The organism is Microcystis sp. M31BS1 (assembly GCF_020245285.1).
GTDB lineage: Bacteria > Cyanobacteriota > Cyanobacteriia > Cyanobacteriales > Microcystaceae > Microcystis > Microcystis panniformis.
Genome location: NZ_JADBVE010000160.1, coordinates 37,118 through 52,483 on the forward strand (window position 1 = coordinate 37,118; position 15,366 = coordinate 52,483).

Genomic DNA, 15,366 nt, shown 5'->3' on the forward strand with positions numbered 1-15,366 from the left:
ATTGCAAAAATATACTTATTCTTGAATAAGAGCATAATCATAATGCTCCAAAATTTCACCTAAACAGGATGAATTATCATCGTATAAATTACCTAAGTTGTCTTCTTGCAAATGGTTTCTAACCCGATCAAAAAGCCCAACGGAATAGACACTATCATCATGACGAGAACGGTATCTAATCCCATCTACTCCTTGGGGATGTTCCCAAATTGCCTGCCCCCAAGTCCGACAATATTCATAATCACCGGAAGAAATGCGGGCATCTATTCCTATACGAACAAGGGCCGGCCCCGTTAAGTCGGCCAACAGTAAAGTGCGATCACTTCTAATTCTAAAAAGATTTCTATTTCTTAGGGCTGTAACGGTTACGGCTCCGTCAAATGTTCGGCCAAAACATTCAATAAAGGTACTGTACTCATCACCCACATAGAGAAGCCCATAGCCCTGATTGGGTCCATCGAAACGACCGCTACCACTGCGGTCAAAATGAAGACTAGAAAGGTGTCCGGTTTTATTTAATCTTAGCCAGGGGCCTGGGGTTTCAATGACGGGCAATTGACGCTGACTAAAATCGTCTGGTGGGAGGGGAAAAGGAGGCAAACCCATTACGCCGCGCTATGACTCCCGTAGCACTTAGCGGCCCAAACCACTGGCTCGATTTCTCCCTTTTGGAGTTTTTCTAGCGGGGTTGCTCCCTCTAAACGAATATCACCCGTAAGCAGAAAGAGCATTTGTGTCCAAGCACCGTCTTCTTTTAGGACGGCTAACACTTGGTCTAAACCAGACAAAACTTTGCCATCAATAAATTGCCAAGCAGGATAAACTAATTCTTCGTTGACAGATAAACCTAAGACCCGATGATTGAGCCTCATAGTTTCTAATTCCAAAGAACTACAGGCTAAAACACTACAAACCTCGGCGCTGGTTAAGGTTCCGCCTTGCTTAGATAGGAACCGTTTCTTCGCTTCTTCGCCTCGTTTAATGGCAGCCTCCAACGCAGGGGCCAAAGCTAAAGGAGATTGTGTTTTTTGTATAGATTCTAACATTTTTAAGCAACTCTACCACCGTCAACAAGGCCTGTATAAAACAAATACAAGTCTCCCTTCAAATGTTTAGTTTCTTGTATCAGCTTACGTTTATCGTCCGAGTAGCCAATAACCTTACCTTTCTCTGGCCAGCCATATTTGTCGCGACCAGTGATCTCTACGACCACCCATTGATCGGGGTAATAGGATGAGACATCGGCTATACTCAAATCTTCTGTTTTGTGGCTAAGTGCTTTCATGGCTAAGGTGGCAGTTGATTTGATCAGGATCTTTGTTTTTGCCTAGTAGTGTTTTGCTCCTCGTGTCAGGAATCCCTAACATTATTAGCTTGACTCAATCTACCCTCATGGGCTACTATGCGGGGATGATAATGATGAGTAAAGAGCCAGCACCCGCGAGGATACTGGCCCTCTCCTAGCTTCGCATCATCGGGATTAGCCCTCTCAACAGCCCACCAGGAGACTTAAAAACCTTATTAGTGGACTAAGAAGCCAGGAGGTCAATCAATGAAGAACTTACTCACTGTCATGCTCCTAAGCTCCCTTGCTTACGGCGTAGCTGTCGGGAAGATTCATCCCTACGACTACGTTTTTATCTACACCATCAACGAACTAGCAAAACGTCAGGGTGGAGATAATAAAGACGGGAAGCGATAGGTAGAACGTTTATTTAATTCAGGCTGGGCAGTGCGGCAACACTCGACCAGCTTTTTTGTACTGTTTTTTACTATCGCTCTATTTTCTTCAATGGTATCCACAATATAATCACTTACTGTAAGGATATCAACCAATAAATATTGCCCATTTAAACCAACAAATATTGCCCATTTAAACCAATAATTGTTGCTATCATTAAACAATAATTGTTGGTACTCCATTTCAAAATATGCTAACTAGCTCGAAAATACAGCCATGAAGACGCTCTCGTCAATGCCCCAAAACCTATCCGAAATGCCCCAAAACCTATCCGAAATGCCCCAAAACCTATCCGATGCCGAAAGGCAGGCAAGAAACTGTAATACAGCCATGAAGACGCTCTCGTCAATGCCCCCATCACTGTGTGATGCCCAAAAGCAGGCAAGAAACTGTGGTTTGGATATTTCCAAGCTACGAGATTTGTTGGCAGAAATCGGACCCCTATCTGAAAAATACGAAATTCTTTTCTATCTGGCGGCTACAGGACTTTATTCCGCCGATGATTTGGCTGAAATGTTCAATCATAGCAGCGGCAAAAATCTAAACGCAGATTTCAACAAAAATCTAGGATCCCATCTTAAACTTTATCTTGATTTAGATGACAGTGATCGTCTGGGAATTACTTCCCTAAGAAGGATTCTCTTTAAAAAGGGCTATCTTGTTGACATTAATGATGATGAATCAGTGAGAGTTTTGCGAACACGCTACGCTGAAAATTCTCAATTAGAGCAGTCTTTTCCTGTCAGACACAATTAGTGCGGATGAGAAGACCACCAATCAAGGAGATTGATTTAAAAATGGAAAACACCATTATTAATGGGTTGTTAGCTCAACTAGACAATGAACAGAATAGCGATCATCGTGCTGAAATCATAAGGAAATTGGGAGAATATCCTGAGCCTCAAGTGATTAAAAAACTTTGGGATTTGAGAAATAATCTCGAAAGCGAATCTGATGATTTTGTGCAGTACGAAATCAAGCTTAGTTTACATAAAGTGACTAATCATCCTAGTATAAATATTGATTTTTTTCTGGATAACTTAGAGGTATTCCAATCAAAAGATAACAATTCTCAAGCTCCAAAAGTCTTAATTGACGCTGATCTAATTGAAGAGTTTTTATTACGAAATCAGACGACTCTTAACAGTGAAGCTACTAGGGTTATGGGACTTGTTTTAGAGGAAAAAATTAATCCTTACAGCGGCGAAATGGGATTAATACAAATTTGGCATAGTATGCAAAATCTTAAATCTCAAGAATATGCCAATCGTTCGATCATTGAACTTCTGAGCAAGATTAACGTCGGCCAAGTTAACTTGAAAGAAATCGACCTAGAAAAATATCCCAACGTTAATTTAACAACGGCAATTCAAGTTGAGATTGCCAGAAAGTATAGCCTAGAAAGTATTATCACCATCAGAGATCGAGAATTCATTGCCAGTGGGTATCCTTTTGTGGGTTCTCCTTCCCTATTCTTACAGTTTTTAGGGGAAGATACCTCGCCAGCATCTATCGAAAGAACTCTCAAAAATCTCGGTAAAGCTGCCATGGAACATGAGAAAGTAAAACTCAATCAGCTTTTAGAAAACGAGCCTCAACACAACTTATTCTTTGAAGATAATCTTTTGCTTTTTCAAGGCTGGAAAATTGAGAAATTTGAAATTCTCTGTGCCAATAACAATTTAACTTCCGCGACAGTTATCCTATGTAATACAAAAACCCAAGAGCGTTACACTGAATCGGCCTTTAAAAAAGGTTCAGTAGATGCACTTTTTACTGCTTTTAATGAGGCTCTAGCTCATTTAGTTGAAATTAAACATCACCTTAAATCTATCTATTTAGCCAACTTGACACCGGGTCAACAAGGAGAAGTAACTGTCAAGGCGGTGGTCGAGTATGATGGTAAAGAAGTTATTACCATCCACACCCATGAAAATATTCTCAAGGCTTATTTTTTCGCCTACGTCAAAGCGATGATTGCCGTTTATGCACCCAAGGAATATCACCCTGATATTCATAGCACAAAAGAATTGACATATTTGCACAAAATTGGCGAACGAGATTTTCGGGGACTGAATTTCAGCCAAGTCAATTTAATGGATGGTGAGGCCAATCTTTCCGATGCAAAATTGATGGGATGTAACTTCAGTAAGGCTAATCTTTTGGAGGTTAATTTAACTAATGCTGATTTAACAGGAGCCGATTTAAGTCATGCCAATTTGAGCAAAGCTGATTTAACAAGAGCCAATTTGAGCAAAGCTAATTTAACGGGAGCTAACTTGACCGATGTTAAATTAGATGAAAATAATCTAACCCTCCTTGATGGCACAATTTTGACTAACACAATTATGCCTGAAATTAACATTGAAATTAGCGGCGAATCCCGTTTAGAAAAGGTTGGTCAACTACTCAAACACATTGATCCTAAAAGTCAATCTCGAATCTTGGCTGTTCACTCCATGACAGATTGCATCTGGTGGGATAATCCCCTTGGTCAAAAATTCTGGGAAGTTAACCAAGAACTAATCGAAAGGAAGATTTCTATTCAACGAGTCTTTATTCTTCCTGAAGTTCCGACTCAAAAGCATTTACAGGTGATTCAGGAACAACTTAACTGTGGCATAGAAGTTGGGCTCTTCTGGTTTCTGTGTGTAAACGAGGTCTATACTGATAGTTTCTTCTTTCAAAATAGTCCTAAAAGTCTTGCCCAGTAAGCATTTAACCTTACATAAGCAAAAATTATCACACAAAGTCGAGAAGAGCCGAAGTTGCTTGTATTTGTCAGGAAAAAGCCAAAGATGTTGAAGGCTATCGTTGGGATAATACCAACCTATTGATTAGCGAAAACTTATCTGTTCCCAGAAATTCTTTTACAGCGAGAAGAATTATGAATGGTCAAACAGAATCAGGTTATATTTCCTATCAAACAAGAGTTGTCGAGACAGATAAAAGTATCTTTAACGCTCTATGGGAAAAATCCGAAAAACTCTCTACTCAAGCTAATATTCAGGAACAATTAGCAAACCTGAATACCTGACCCCGAACTTTATTGTTTTATTAACTGATGCTCACAATGCGATCGCTCTTTCTATTCTGTTTTGATAAAAAGCGATCGCTAAAAAGAAATTTCTCGGTCGTTTGTCACACAATCCTGAAGATATAAATCAATTAGTTCCTGATAAGAAATTCCTTTTTCTTTTGCTTTTTTTTCAAAGAAATCAATGACATCAATCCTTAAAGGTAAAGTGACCTGCCGCTTGAGTTGTTGAGCAAAAGGATTAGGACGACTTTTCATATTAGCGAGATCATACTCTGATTTCATCAACAATAACCTCGATGAGGACAGTATAGTATTTTGTTTAAATTTAACGACTCAATTATAATACATACAATCAAATTAACGATAGTTCGCTCTTAAAAAATTTTTCTCTCTCACCTCAGAAAAACTGCGATCGCTCTTTCTATTCTATTTTGATAAAAAGCGATCGCTTCCCCACAATCCCTAAAAAATAACCATAAAATTAATTAATAAGTGGGTAGGCGTTAAAAATTATCAGATGCCCCCTTATTAAGGGGGATCCCCCCGCCTATCGGCACCCCCCTTATCAAGGGGGGCAGGGGGGATCGAACCTAAAATCCATTATTAATTTAATTATAACCAGCCACTTAGAATATCGGAGAAAGACAAAGATGATTATCGCTCAAGAAAAACCAACTATTGCGACAGTCACCAAAACCCCTGTCACTTTGGAAGCATATCGGGCGATCGCTGAAACTTCTCAGGAACGTTATGAATATTGCCATGGAGAAATGATTCTTATGCCTGGAGGAACCGCAACCCACAGCGCAATTGCGATCAATATCTCGGTTTTTTTGGGATTTTTATTGAGAGATAGGGATTTTCGTCTGTATAACAGCGATCTGCGGCTGTGGATTCCTGAATATCATTGTGGAACCTATACCGATCTCATGGTTGTTAACCATGAACCGGAATTTAACGGCGATCGCAAAGACGAAATTCTTAATCCTTTATTTATTGTAGAGGTGCTTTCCCCCGCCACGGAAGCATATGATCGAGGTGATAAATTTAGAAAATATCGTTCCCTGCCAAGTTTTTGTGAATATCTGCTCGTTAGCCAAACTGAACCCTACATTGAGCAATATTTTAGACTCGCACAGAGCGATCGCTGGCAACTACAAACCTACGATCAACTTAGTCAAATAATCCCTCTGGAGAGTTTAAACGTTGAACTTCCCTTGCTAGAAATTTATCGTCGTGTTAGTTTTGCCGCAGCCTCATAAATCCCTTAATCCGATTAATAACCTTTCTATTTTGTTTGCATAAAAAGCGAGCGCCCCACAGTTTAAACTTATAAAACCGCCATCGACAAAGAAGCGGTGAGAAGTAGTTCATTAGAACTACTCTGGATAGTTAGGCAGAGAATGATATTGAAAGATGCCAAATATACTGCCGACACTGCCGACACTGAGAATACTGCCGACACTGCCAATACTGAGAATACTGCCGACACTGCCAATACTGAGCATACTGCCGATACTAACCAGACTTAAAATGCTGCTGGCACTAGCGAGACTTAAAATACTGCCGGCACTGCCTAAACTCAAGATACAGCGATAACTAGCTTTGCTCAGATAATTAAGACCAGAAATCATTTTAAATCGGGGAAAGATTGGGGAATAGTTAGGGAAGTATTTTGCCAAACCTGTTGTAAACGCATAGCCGGCATAGTTAGATAAAGAATATCACCTTGATCGAGAGTGATTTCCAGTAATTGCCAACCGTGGATAGTTTGACCCTGTTTTTCTAGGTAAAGTGGCACAAAATCGGCATTCATCGCCGCTTCCTTGACAATTTGCCCCATAAAAGGATGATTAGGTGTGATTAATGTAGCCAAAGCAACCCAGAGGAGATCATCGGTCATGCCATTACCGAGAATTCTACCGCCCAAAGCGGCCGCAGCGAAGGAATAGGTGGCCAGATCCCGGGGACATAATACCGTATCAAAATCAAAAACCTCTTGAATCGATCGCCCGAATTGTTCCTGAGAGCAGCGTAAAACTAGATTAATTTTAGGAGCGATCGCTTTAGCAGTGAGGGCAATCTCCACATTAATCATATCCTCGTAAGTAACCACGATCAAAGATTCGGCGTTGTTAATATTAGCCGTTTCTAGGGTAGCCACTAGACGCGCATCCTCGATGATAACGGGGATTCCCCAGGAGCGCACGGAATGCAAAAATCGATTATTGGGGTCAGATTCAATCACCACCACTTCACAGCCTTGGTCGTGCAATTGTCGCACGATCCGGGTGCCGATACCTCCTAAACCACAGATAATGTGATGATTGCGGACGGGAATGCGGGTAGCATCCCAAAACTGCTTAAAGCGACTACCGAGAATAAAATCGTTGAGGAGAGCATAACAGATACCGATAACCCCCGCACCGACAATCATCATGACCACGGTAAAAATTTTGATACTATCGGGGGTAGATTCGGCCACTTTTTCGTTACCTCCGGCGCCGGTAATCATCCCGACGGAGAAATAGAGGGAATCGACAAGGGAAATTTTTTGATTAACGCTGAGATAGGTAATGGTAGCAAGGGAAATCATCCCCAGGAGGGAAAGGGTGACAAGAATTACCGGTTGGACATAGTGCTGATAGGGACGGAGATTGAGCAGATTTCTCAGCCACTTTTGCAGTTTAAAACGCTGTTTTGCCTTAATTGTCGGTTTATTGCCGATAATGAGATGATCGCCAGTTTGGAGTTTTTTGCCTAAAAGAACTGCGGAAACCAGATCGATTTCGTCGTGAGCGGGGAGATAATAGATTAACATCCGGGCCGGATCGTCCCAAAGCTCGTAGAGGGGTAATCCCCACCAAGGATGATTTTCCTCGATAATTATCTCTTGAATTGGCCAAAGGCGATCGAATAGCTGTAATTGACCGATAGCTTTATTACCAAGGGCAGCAAAGGAAAAGATCGGGGCTGCTAGGGAAGCAACGCTCATGCTAACGTGAGCAGGGAGGGTTTGATCGAGTCTTTCTCCTAAAGTTTCGTTAAATAGTCGGTTAACTATCCGAATTTTCGGGTTAATTATCCTGGCGCGGGTGAGAATTTCCAGATTGAGTGCGTCGTTATCGATGGCCAAAACTAGGGTTTCTGCATCCGGAAGGCCAGCTTGCAGGAGAGTTTTAGGAGAGCAGGGATCGCCGATAATAATATCAGACTGGTATTCGCAGACCATTTGGCGATCGCTAATCGCTACTACTGCCGCAGATTGTTGTTTGAGTAAACAAAAGATTTTATAACCCGTGCGACCTAATCCACAGACGATGATTTGCGGTTTCATTCATCGAGGGCGTTTTTTGCTGATTAACTTTTCATTTCTAGCGCAAAAACTAGGAAAAATCTGTAACTAAAGCTGCAATATTGCCAATTTTCCTAATCAGGCTTTGAAGATGATAAAATAACCATCATCATTGATTTGATCACTTAGGTCTTGACTCGCTTTCTTTGGGATAAATTTAGTAAAGATTACCTCGAAACCTTTCTCTCTTCTTCCGGTGACGTGAAAACTAGCCTTGATGTGACGGCAGAAACTCAAGAAATTGATGTGTATTTTCGACCGACTTCCCCAGAAATACCGCCCGAATTAGGCCTATTGGGCAAATTAGCTCAAACCCCTTGTCTATTGGAACCCTATCGCAATCCTGTCACGATTGAGGGAATTCTCGCTTGTTTATCTAAACTGTTGACTGTGCGGGAACAATTACAAAGAGAAGCTCACCGTCATCAACAACCCTTATTAGCAGAAAATATTCCTAGACTATGGATACTAACTCCTACGGCCAGTCAAAGAATTATAACTGCTTTTTCCGCTCTCAATAACCCAGATTGGGGAGAAGGAATTTATTTTTTACCTCCAGCATTAACCACATCCCTTATTGTCCTACATCAATTACCTGAAACCCCTGAAACCCTTTGGTTAAGATTATTAGGTAGAGGAGGAACCAGAACCAGAGCGATTGATGAATTAGAGGCCTTGTCTCCTAGTCATCCTTTTAAATCAGCTTCCTTAAAATTATTATACAATTTGAGTAGGAACTTGCAAGCCTTACCCAAAAGAACCCAGGAGGAGAGGAAATTTATTATGCGTTTAGCCCCTTTATACGAACAAGATAGAGAAGCAGCGATTCAAAAGGGCAGAATCGAAGGGATTCAAGAAGGGAGAATCGAGGGGATTCAAGAAGGAGAATTTAAAGTAGTGCTACGCTTGCTTAACCGACGTTTTGGTGAACTTCCCCCGAATATCACCGAAACTATCCAAAAACTCTCAGTAGAAAAATTAGAAGACTTAGGAGAAGCATTACTAGACTTTGAGAGTCAAGCTGACTTAATTAATTGGCTGAACTAATAAATAGGCTTTGAAGATGATAAAATAATCATCATCATTGATTTAATAACTTAGGTCTTGACTCGCTTTCTTTGGGATAAATTTAGTGAAAGACTACCTCGAAACCTTTCTCTCTTCTTCCGGTGACGTGAAAACTAGCCTTGATGTGACGGCAAAAACTCAAGAAATCGATGTGTATTTTCGACCGACTTCCCCAGAAATGCCGCCCGAATTAGGTTTATTGGGCAAATTAGCTCAAACCCCTTGTTTATTGGAACCCTATCGCAATCCGGTCACGATTGAGGGAATTCTCGCTTGTTTATCTAAACTGTTGACTGTGCGGGAACAATTACAAAGAGAAGCTCACCGTCATCAACAACCCTTATTAGCAGAAAATATCCCTAGACTATGGATACTAACTCCTACGGCCAGTCAGAGGATTATAACTGCTTTTTCCGCTCTCAATCATCCAGATTGGGGAGAAGGAATTTACTTTTTACCCCCAGCATTAACCACAGCCATTATTGTCCTGCATCAATTACCTGAAACCCCTGAAACCCTTTGGTTAAGATTATTAGGCAGAGGAGGAACTAGAACCAGAGCGATTGATGAATTAGAGGCCTTGTCTCCTAGTCATCCCTTTAAATCAGCTTCCTTAAAATTATTATACAATTTGAGTAGAAACTTGCAAGCCTTACCCAAAAGAACCCAGGAGGAGAGGAAATTTATTATGCGTTTAGCCCCTTTATACGAACAAGATAGAGAAGCAGCGATTCAACAAGGAGAAGCCATTGGACTTCAAAAAGGTAGAATCGAAGGGATTCAACAAGGAGAAGCCAACCTAGTGCTACGCTTACTTAAACGACGTTTTGGTGAACTGCCCCCCCATATCACTGAAACTATCCAAAAACTCTCAGTAGAAAAATTAGAAGACTTAGGAGAAGCATTGCTAGACTTTGAGACTCAAGCTGACTTAATCAATTGGCTTAATCAAGCCTAAAATCTTCGGGAAAGGCCATTGAAAACTCCTCTAATTGTTTTCTTTATCTATCGGGAAATTGAGAGCTTTATTGAATAGGGCAAGGTCTTGGAAATTAATCACGCCATCTCCATTAAAATCTGGCGTTGCTGATTTGAGTTCTGAACATTCTTTTGTGATATTTTTAAAACCTAGACCAAAACTAATACTAAATCCGTTGAGTATAGGCTACATATCAGGAGAGGCAATAGGCAACAGGCAAGAGGCAAAAGGGTAAATAAATAAGTGGGTGGGTGGAATTAAATATAAGATGAACGTAGGTTGGGTTGAAGCATGAAACCCAACGCCCGATTATGTTACGCTACCGCTAACCCATCCTACAAATAATTGTGCCTCCCTACTTAATCAGTTTTTAATAACCGGATTTGGTATAACTTTTGGATAGGACACACATTTGCCATTCATAGCTTGATTCAGCAACGCCGAATAATCTTATACTACTCCTAATCACTTCTTATCTCTTGACAATGACCTTAAAAACCGATCACGGTAAAAGCCATCCCGTCGGTGCGACTGTCTTGGCCGATGGTGTCAACTTCTCACTATTTTCTAAGTATGCCACTGCCATAGAATTATTATTATTTGATGATGCCAATTCCCCGCAACCTAGTCAAATTATTCGTCTGAATCCCCAAGAAAATCGCACTTTTTTCTATTGGCATATTTTCGTTCACGGCATTGGAGTCGGTCAAGTGTATGCTTATCGAGTCTATGGTCCGGATAATCCGGCCCAGGGTCATCGCTTCGATCCTGATAAAGTAGTTCTCGATCCCTATGCGAAAGCGATTGTCGGTGCGGAAATTTATGATCGACAAGCTGCCAGCGAAAAAGGCGATAATTGTCATCGAGCTTTGCGGGGTCTGGTAGTGGATCCAGGCCGCTACGATTGGGAAGATGACGCACCGCTACGCACTCCCTACTCTGCCAGTTTGATCTACGAAATGCACGTCGGTGGTTTTACTCGTAACCCGAATTCCGGCGTTAGCGAGGAAAAAAGAGGTACTTTTGCGGGATTAATCGAAAAAATACCCTATTTGAAAAACCTAGGCATTACTGCCGTGGAATTGTTACCGATTCATTACTTTGATCCCGCTGCCGCTATGCCAGGGTTAACTAACTATTGGGGTTATAGCACGATCGGCTTTTTTGCGCCCCATGCCGGTTACAGTAGCGATCGCTCACCCCTGGGTCCTTTGAATGAATTTCGGGATCTGGTGAAAGCTTTACACAAAGCGGGGATCGAAGTGATTCTCGATGTGGTTTTCAATCATACCGCCGAGGGGGACGAAACCGGGCCGACTCTTTCCTTGAAAGGTATCGATAATCGCACCTACTACATCCTCGACGGGGAAGATAAAAGCCTCTATAGCAACTATACCGGCTGTGGTAACACCCTCAAGGGCAGTCATCCCATTGTTGGCAAAATGATTCTCGATTGTTTGCGCTATTGGGTGTCGGAAATGCACGTCGATGGTTTTCGCTTTGACCTGGCGGCCGTATTATCGCGCAATGTGGACGGGGAACCGATTCTGCAAAAAGGTTATAACATGATCTGGGCGATCGAATCGGATCCGGTCTTAGCCGGCACAAAATTAATCGCCGAAGCTTGGGATGCAGCAGGATTGTATAGTGTCGGTCAATTTGTCGAATTTGCCGATTGGTTTTCCGAGTGGAATGGTCCTTTTCGCGATGATGTGCGCGCTTTTGTCCGGGGAGATGCCGGCATAGTCAGCAAATTAGCGGCGCGGATTTTAGGAAGCCCCGACATATACCACAGACCCGATACCGATGTCAATAGAAGTATAAATTTTGTTACCTGTCACGACGGCTTTACCCTTAACGATCTAGTTTCCTACGACGAGAAACACAACGAGGCTAACGGCGAGGAGAATCGGGACGGTTGCAACGATAATTTTAGCTGGAATTGTGGGGTAGAAGGGGAAACCAATAACGAGAGGATTAAAACCCTGCGACTGCAACAAATAAAAAATCTCTTAACGATCCTGTTTATTTCCCAAGGAACACCTATGCTGTTGATGGGGGACGAAGTGCGACGCACCCAAAAGGGCAACAATAACGCCTATTGTCAGGATAACCAGTTAAGTTGGTTCGATTGGAGTGCGGTAGAGCAAGAGTTCGATCTTTGGTGTTTCGTAAGGAGACTGATCGATTTTAATCAAAAATTAGCTCTTTTCCGTCAGGAAAAATTGCTAGAAGTCACCTATACCAGTCTTGAACCCCATCTCAGTTGGCATGGCGTACAGTTGAGTAAACCCGATTGGTCGGAAGATTCCCACAGTTTAGCTTTTTCCCTGCGTCATCCCAAGGCGAACGAGTATTTACACATTATGCTGAACGCTTACTGGGAATCTCTCAACTTCCAGTTACCCCCCTTGGGACAAGGGGAAAAATGGCATCGCGTCATCGATACTGCTTGGCAATTGTCCGAGGCAGCCTGTGATTTAGATGCCGCAGCCGCTATTGAATCGGAAACCTATCGGGTGCAAGCGCGTTCCGCGGTAGTCTTAATCGTTAAACCAGTATAACAAGAGGAGAGATATTGCTCGATCGACCGATGTTGAATGCTTTAACTAATGAACAATGGCATCAATTCAATCGTCAAGTGGAAAAACGTTATTTATTTGCGGAGCAATAGCTGAAATGATGCGGCTTTCATTAGCGAAACGGGTATCGATTCTCTCTTTGTGTTTAATTGGTTTTTCCCTGCCTTCGACCACTTTCATTGTTTCACCGGTACAGGCGAACCTAGAACCGAATGCGATCGCTCTTGGTGATCCTGTTCGGGAAGAAAAGCAAGCTCGGCAGTTAGTAGAATGGTTGGGAACTAAACAATACGGTAAAGTTATTGCAGCTTTGTCACCCCAACTAAAACCCCTCTGGACTGCCGAAAAATTGCAAAAGGTCTGGGAAAGCCAGGTTACTGACAATACTGGACCGTTTAAGCGCATTGTCAAAACCAAGGTACTCGATGCTATCAATGCCAATCTGGTGATTGTCACCGTTGAATTTGAGAAAGTTACCGACGATGTGATAGTTACCTTTAACCGGTCCGGTCAGATAGTTGCCGCCGATTTTCCCGAATTTCGCAGTATTTCTGAGATTGGCACCGCTTTTGTCACGGCCTTGGCCAATAAAGACTACGGCCTGGCCCGAGGTTTTTTACATCCTCTCCTGAAAGCGGAAGTTTTCCCCACCAGAGTACAAGGCGCTTGGGAGAATTTACTCAAGCGTACCGGCCCCGTGCGTCGGATCGTGGGAACTCAGGTCAGAAGAGGTTCGGGTGCGGACGGTGTGGATCTGGTGTTGGTGACGATTCAATTTGAAAAACTGACGGATACCTTAATCCTCGTTTTTGATGATCAAAAGCAGATTGTCAACGTGGATTTCCCTTTAGGCAATTAGTAATCAGCCGAAATTACCCCGTAAATTGAGTTGGAGACGATAAGTTATGTTAGATAAAATCGAAGTTCCCATCGAAGCGATCGCAGCTAGGGAGATTCTAGACTCCCGCGGCCGTCCCACGATCGAAGCGGAAGTGCTATTAGAATCGGGGGCACTCGGTTTGGCCCAGGTTCCCAGTGGTGCTTCTACGGGTAGTTTTGAGGCCCACGAATTACGCGATGATGATCCCCAGCGTTACGGTGGTAAGGGTGTCCTGAAAGCGGTTCGCAATGTCCACGAAAAAATCGTCCCGGTTTTGGAGGGGATGAATGCTTTCGACCAAGCTAGTATCGATTTAGCGATGATCGATCGCGATGGCACGGCCAATAAACGAGAATTAGGGGCTAATGCTATCCTAGCCGTCTCTCTGGCTACGGCCAAAGCAGCGGCGGCGGATCTGGGATTGCCTCTCTATCGTTATCTCGGCGGTCCGATGGCCAATGTGCTACCCGTCCCGATGATGAACGTGATCAATGGTGGTTCTCACGCTGATAATAACGTCGATTTTCAGGAGTTTATGATCTTCCCCATCGGGGCCGATTCTTTTAAGGAGGGTTTGCGTTGGGGAGCGGAAGTATTCGCCGCTTTGGGTAAGGCCTTGCACGAACGCAAATTACTGACCGGTGTGGGCGATGAGGGCGGTTATGCTCCTAATTTGGCTTCAAATCAGGAAGCTTTGGATATTTTGATTGAATCGATCGAACGTGCTGGTTATAAACCGGGGTCGGAGGTGGCTTTGGCTATGGATGTGGCCGCCAGTGAATTCTATAAGGATGGTCAATACCTCTACGATGGTTCGGCCCATTCTCCCGCCGAAATGGTGGATTTTTTGGCCAGTTTAGTCGATCGCTATCCGATTGTTTCCATTGAAGACGGTTTACACGAGGAAGATTGGGATAACTGGAAATTATTGACCGATAAACTGGGGGCGCGGATTCAGTTGGTGGGCGATGATTTGATGGTGACTAATCCTATCCGTCTGCAAAAAGCGATCGATCTGGGTATTGCTAACTCGATCCTGATTAAGCTCAATCAGATCGGTTCTTTGACGGAAACCCTACAAACGATCGCCCTGGCTACCCGTCACGGTTATCGTTCTGTCATCAGTCATCGTTCTGGAGAAACGGAAGACACTACGATCGCAGATCTGGCGGTGGCTACTAATGCCGGACAGATTAAAACTGGTTCTCTCAGTCGCAGTGAACGGGTGGCTAAGTATAATCGCTTATTACGCATCGAAGCAGAATTAGGCGATCGGGCGGTGTACGCGCCGAAAGTCGGTTTGGGTCCAAAATTCTTGGCCTAAAATTTGCAAAAAGTCTTGCACTGATCGAAAAAGGGTGTTATACTAAAGAAACTGATAACTGATAACTGGTCACTGACTATTGTGGTACTTCGCTGAAACCCTTTTCGGCGAAGTATTTATTTTTGGCCTTTTTCTGCACGAAGGTATGATTTTGGGATCAAAGGTGTTATAGTAAAGGTACTGATAACTGATAACTGGTCACTGACTATTGTGGTACTTCGCTGGAACCTTTTTCGGCGAAGTATTTATTTAGGGTTTGCTGAAAAAGTACGGGCGAAGCATTCGGATAGAAAATCTCCGGTTTCACCGATAGGTTATTGCCCGAATGCTTCGCCCCTACAGGACGCGGGCCGATGAAGACGCGAGGTTTTGAACGACGATTCTCTCAAAATCTTGC

At 42.9% G+C, this 15,366-nt stretch carries 15 protein-coding genes and 1 pseudogene; 9 read left to right on the plus strand and 7 right to left on the minus strand.

Going from position 1 to position 15,366, the window contains the following annotated elements:
• Positions 1-15: 15 nt before the first annotated feature.
• The 4 genes from IM509_RS09195 to IM509_RS09210 all read right to left on the minus strand — a co-directional run bounded on the left by IM509_RS09195 (position 16) and on the right by IM509_RS09210 (position 1,923).
• The gene (locus IM509_RS09195; protein WP_052277993.1) at positions 16-606 is read right to left on the minus strand and encodes an RES family NAD+ phosphorylase; all 591 of its coding nucleotides are present in this window, start codon (positions 604-606) and stop codon (positions 16-18) included.
• On the minus strand, positions 606-1,046 hold the full coding sequence (locus tag IM509_RS09200) for a hypothetical protein (RefSeq protein WP_185238006.1): 441 nt from the start codon (positions 1,044-1,046) through the stop codon (positions 606-608). The genes IM509_RS09195 and IM509_RS09200 overlap by 1 nt, the downstream gene beginning before the upstream one ends.
• A gap of 2 nt (positions 1,047-1,048) precedes the next feature.
• Complete coding sequence (locus tag IM509_RS09205) at positions 1,049-1,285, minus strand: hypothetical protein (protein WP_002768195.1); 237 nt, start codon at positions 1,283-1,285, stop codon at positions 1,049-1,051.
• Between the two features lie 383 nt (positions 1,286-1,668).
• Positions 1,669-1,923 (minus strand): hypothetical protein, encoded by a 255-nt coding sequence (locus IM509_RS09210; RefSeq protein ID WP_185238005.1) that lies wholly within the window; start codon positions 1,921-1,923, stop codon positions 1,669-1,671.
• Positions 1,924-1,996: 73 nt separating this feature from the next.
• Between IM509_RS09210 and IM509_RS09215 the strand changes: the two genes are divergently transcribed.
• The 3 genes and pseudogenes from IM509_RS09215 to IM509_RS09225 all read left to right on the plus strand — a co-directional run.
• Positions 1,997-2,497, plus strand: coding sequence for a hypothetical protein (locus IM509_RS09215; RefSeq protein ID WP_396754481.1), 501 nt, complete (start codon positions 1,997-1,999; stop codon positions 2,495-2,497).
• Between the two features lie 41 nt (positions 2,498-2,538).
• Positions 2,539-4,455 (plus strand): pentapeptide repeat-containing protein, encoded by a 1,917-nt coding sequence (locus IM509_RS09220; protein ID WP_260441367.1) that lies wholly within the window; start codon positions 2,539-2,541, stop codon positions 4,453-4,455.
• A gap of 50 nt (positions 4,456-4,505) precedes the next feature.
• Positions 4,506-4,778, plus strand: a pseudogene (locus tag IM509_RS09225) (pentapeptide repeat-containing protein); the annotation flags it as partial.
• A 78-nt stretch (positions 4,779-4,856) separates the two neighbouring features.
• Here IM509_RS09225 and IM509_RS09230 read toward each other — a convergent pair.
• The gene (locus IM509_RS09230) at positions 4,857-5,063 is read right to left on the minus strand and encodes a UPF0223 family protein (protein WP_002740011.1); all 207 of its coding nucleotides are present in this window, start codon (positions 5,061-5,063) and stop codon (positions 4,857-4,859) included.
• A gap of 368 nt (positions 5,064-5,431) precedes the next feature.
• Between IM509_RS09230 and IM509_RS09235 the strand changes: the two genes are divergently transcribed.
• The gene (locus IM509_RS09235; protein WP_002793139.1) at positions 5,432-6,043 is read left to right on the plus strand and encodes a Uma2 family endonuclease; all 612 of its coding nucleotides are present in this window, start codon (positions 5,432-5,434) and stop codon (positions 6,041-6,043) included.
• Positions 6,044-6,160: 117 nt separating this feature from the next.
• Here IM509_RS09235 and IM509_RS09240 read toward each other — a convergent pair whose 3' ends face one another.
• Both IM509_RS09240 and IM509_RS09245 read right to left on the minus strand, forming a co-directional pair.
• On the minus strand, positions 6,161-6,415 hold the full coding sequence (locus tag IM509_RS09240) for a hypothetical protein (protein ID WP_002750132.1): 255 nt from the start codon (positions 6,413-6,415) through the stop codon (positions 6,161-6,163).
• A complete protein-coding gene (locus IM509_RS09245) occupies positions 6,412-8,118 on the minus strand; it encodes a potassium channel family protein (RefSeq protein ID WP_079210197.1) in 1,707 nt (568 codons plus the stop codon). Before IM509_RS09245 ends, IM509_RS09240 begins: the two co-directional genes overlap by 4 nt.
• A 150-nt stretch (positions 8,119-8,268) precedes the next feature.
• Here IM509_RS09245 and IM509_RS09250 point away from each other — a divergent pair, with 150 nt between their 5' ends.
• The 5 genes from IM509_RS09250 to eno all read left to right on the plus strand — a co-directional run bounded on the left by IM509_RS09250 (position 8,269) and on the right by eno (position 14,969).
• A complete protein-coding gene (locus IM509_RS09250; protein WP_072923937.1) occupies positions 8,269-9,183 on the plus strand; it encodes a DUF4351 domain-containing protein in 915 nt (304 codons plus the stop codon).
• A gap of 85 nt (positions 9,184-9,268) precedes the next feature.
• The gene (locus tag IM509_RS09255) at positions 9,269-10,162 is read left to right on the plus strand and encodes a DUF4351 domain-containing protein (protein WP_185238003.1); all 894 of its coding nucleotides are present in this window, start codon (positions 9,269-9,271) and stop codon (positions 10,160-10,162) included.
• Positions 10,163-10,668: 506 nt separating this feature from the next.
• On the plus strand, positions 10,669-12,747 hold the full coding sequence (gene glgX / locus IM509_RS09260; RefSeq protein ID WP_185238002.1) for a glycogen debranching protein GlgX: 2,079 nt from the start codon (positions 10,669-10,671) through the stop codon (positions 12,745-12,747).
• 115 nt (positions 12,748-12,862) lie between these two features.
• On the plus strand, positions 12,863-13,624 hold the full coding sequence (locus IM509_RS09265; protein WP_185238001.1) for a DUF3887 domain-containing protein: 762 nt from the start codon (positions 12,863-12,865) through the stop codon (positions 13,622-13,624).
• A 46-nt stretch (positions 13,625-13,670) separates the two neighbouring features.
• A complete protein-coding gene (eno, locus tag IM509_RS09270; protein ID WP_004161573.1) occupies positions 13,671-14,969 on the plus strand; it encodes a phosphopyruvate hydratase in 1,299 nt (432 codons plus the stop codon).
• Positions 14,970-15,366 lie beyond the last annotated feature (397 nt).

Coding starts and splice junctions, on each gene's coding strand:
- IM509_RS09195 (WP_052277993.1), bottom strand. CDS start 606: ATGGGTTTGCCTCCTTTTCCCCTCCCACCAGACGATTTTAGTCAGCGT.
- IM509_RS09200 (WP_185238006.1), bottom strand. CDS start 1,046: ATGTTAGAATCTATACAAAAAACACAATCTCCTTTAGCTTTGGCCCCT.
- IM509_RS09205 (WP_002768195.1), bottom strand. CDS start 1,285: ATGAAAGCACTTAGCCACAAAACAGAAGATTTGAGTATAGCCGATGTC.
- IM509_RS09210 (WP_185238005.1), bottom strand. CDS start 1,923: ATGGAGTACCAACAATTATTGTTTAATGATAGCAACAATTATTGGTTT.
- IM509_RS09215 (WP_396754481.1), top strand. CDS start 1,997: ATGCCCCAAAACCTATCCGAAATGCCCCAAAACCTATCCGATGCCGAA.
- IM509_RS09220 (WP_260441367.1), top strand. CDS start 2,539: ATGGAAAACACCATTATTAATGGGTTGTTAGCTCAACTAGACAATGAA.
- IM509_RS09230 (WP_002740011.1), bottom strand. CDS start 5,063: ATGAAATCAGAGTATGATCTCGCTAATATGAAAAGTCGTCCTAATCCT.
- IM509_RS09235 (WP_002793139.1), top strand. CDS start 5,432: ATGATTATCGCTCAAGAAAAACCAACTATTGCGACAGTCACCAAAACC.
- IM509_RS09240 (WP_002750132.1), bottom strand. CDS start 6,415: ATGATTTCTGGTCTTAATTATCTGAGCAAAGCTAGTTATCGCTGTATC.
- IM509_RS09245 (WP_079210197.1), bottom strand. CDS start 8,118: ATGAAACCGCAAATCATCGTCTGTGGATTAGGTCGCACGGGTTATAAA.
- glgX (WP_185238002.1), top strand. CDS start 10,669: ATGACCTTAAAAACCGATCACGGTAAAAGCCATCCCGTCGGTGCGACT.
- IM509_RS09265 (WP_185238001.1), top strand. CDS start 12,863: ATGATGCGGCTTTCATTAGCGAAACGGGTATCGATTCTCTCTTTGTGT.
- eno (WP_004161573.1), top strand. CDS start 13,671: ATGTTAGATAAAATCGAAGTTCCCATCGAAGCGATCGCAGCTAGGGAG.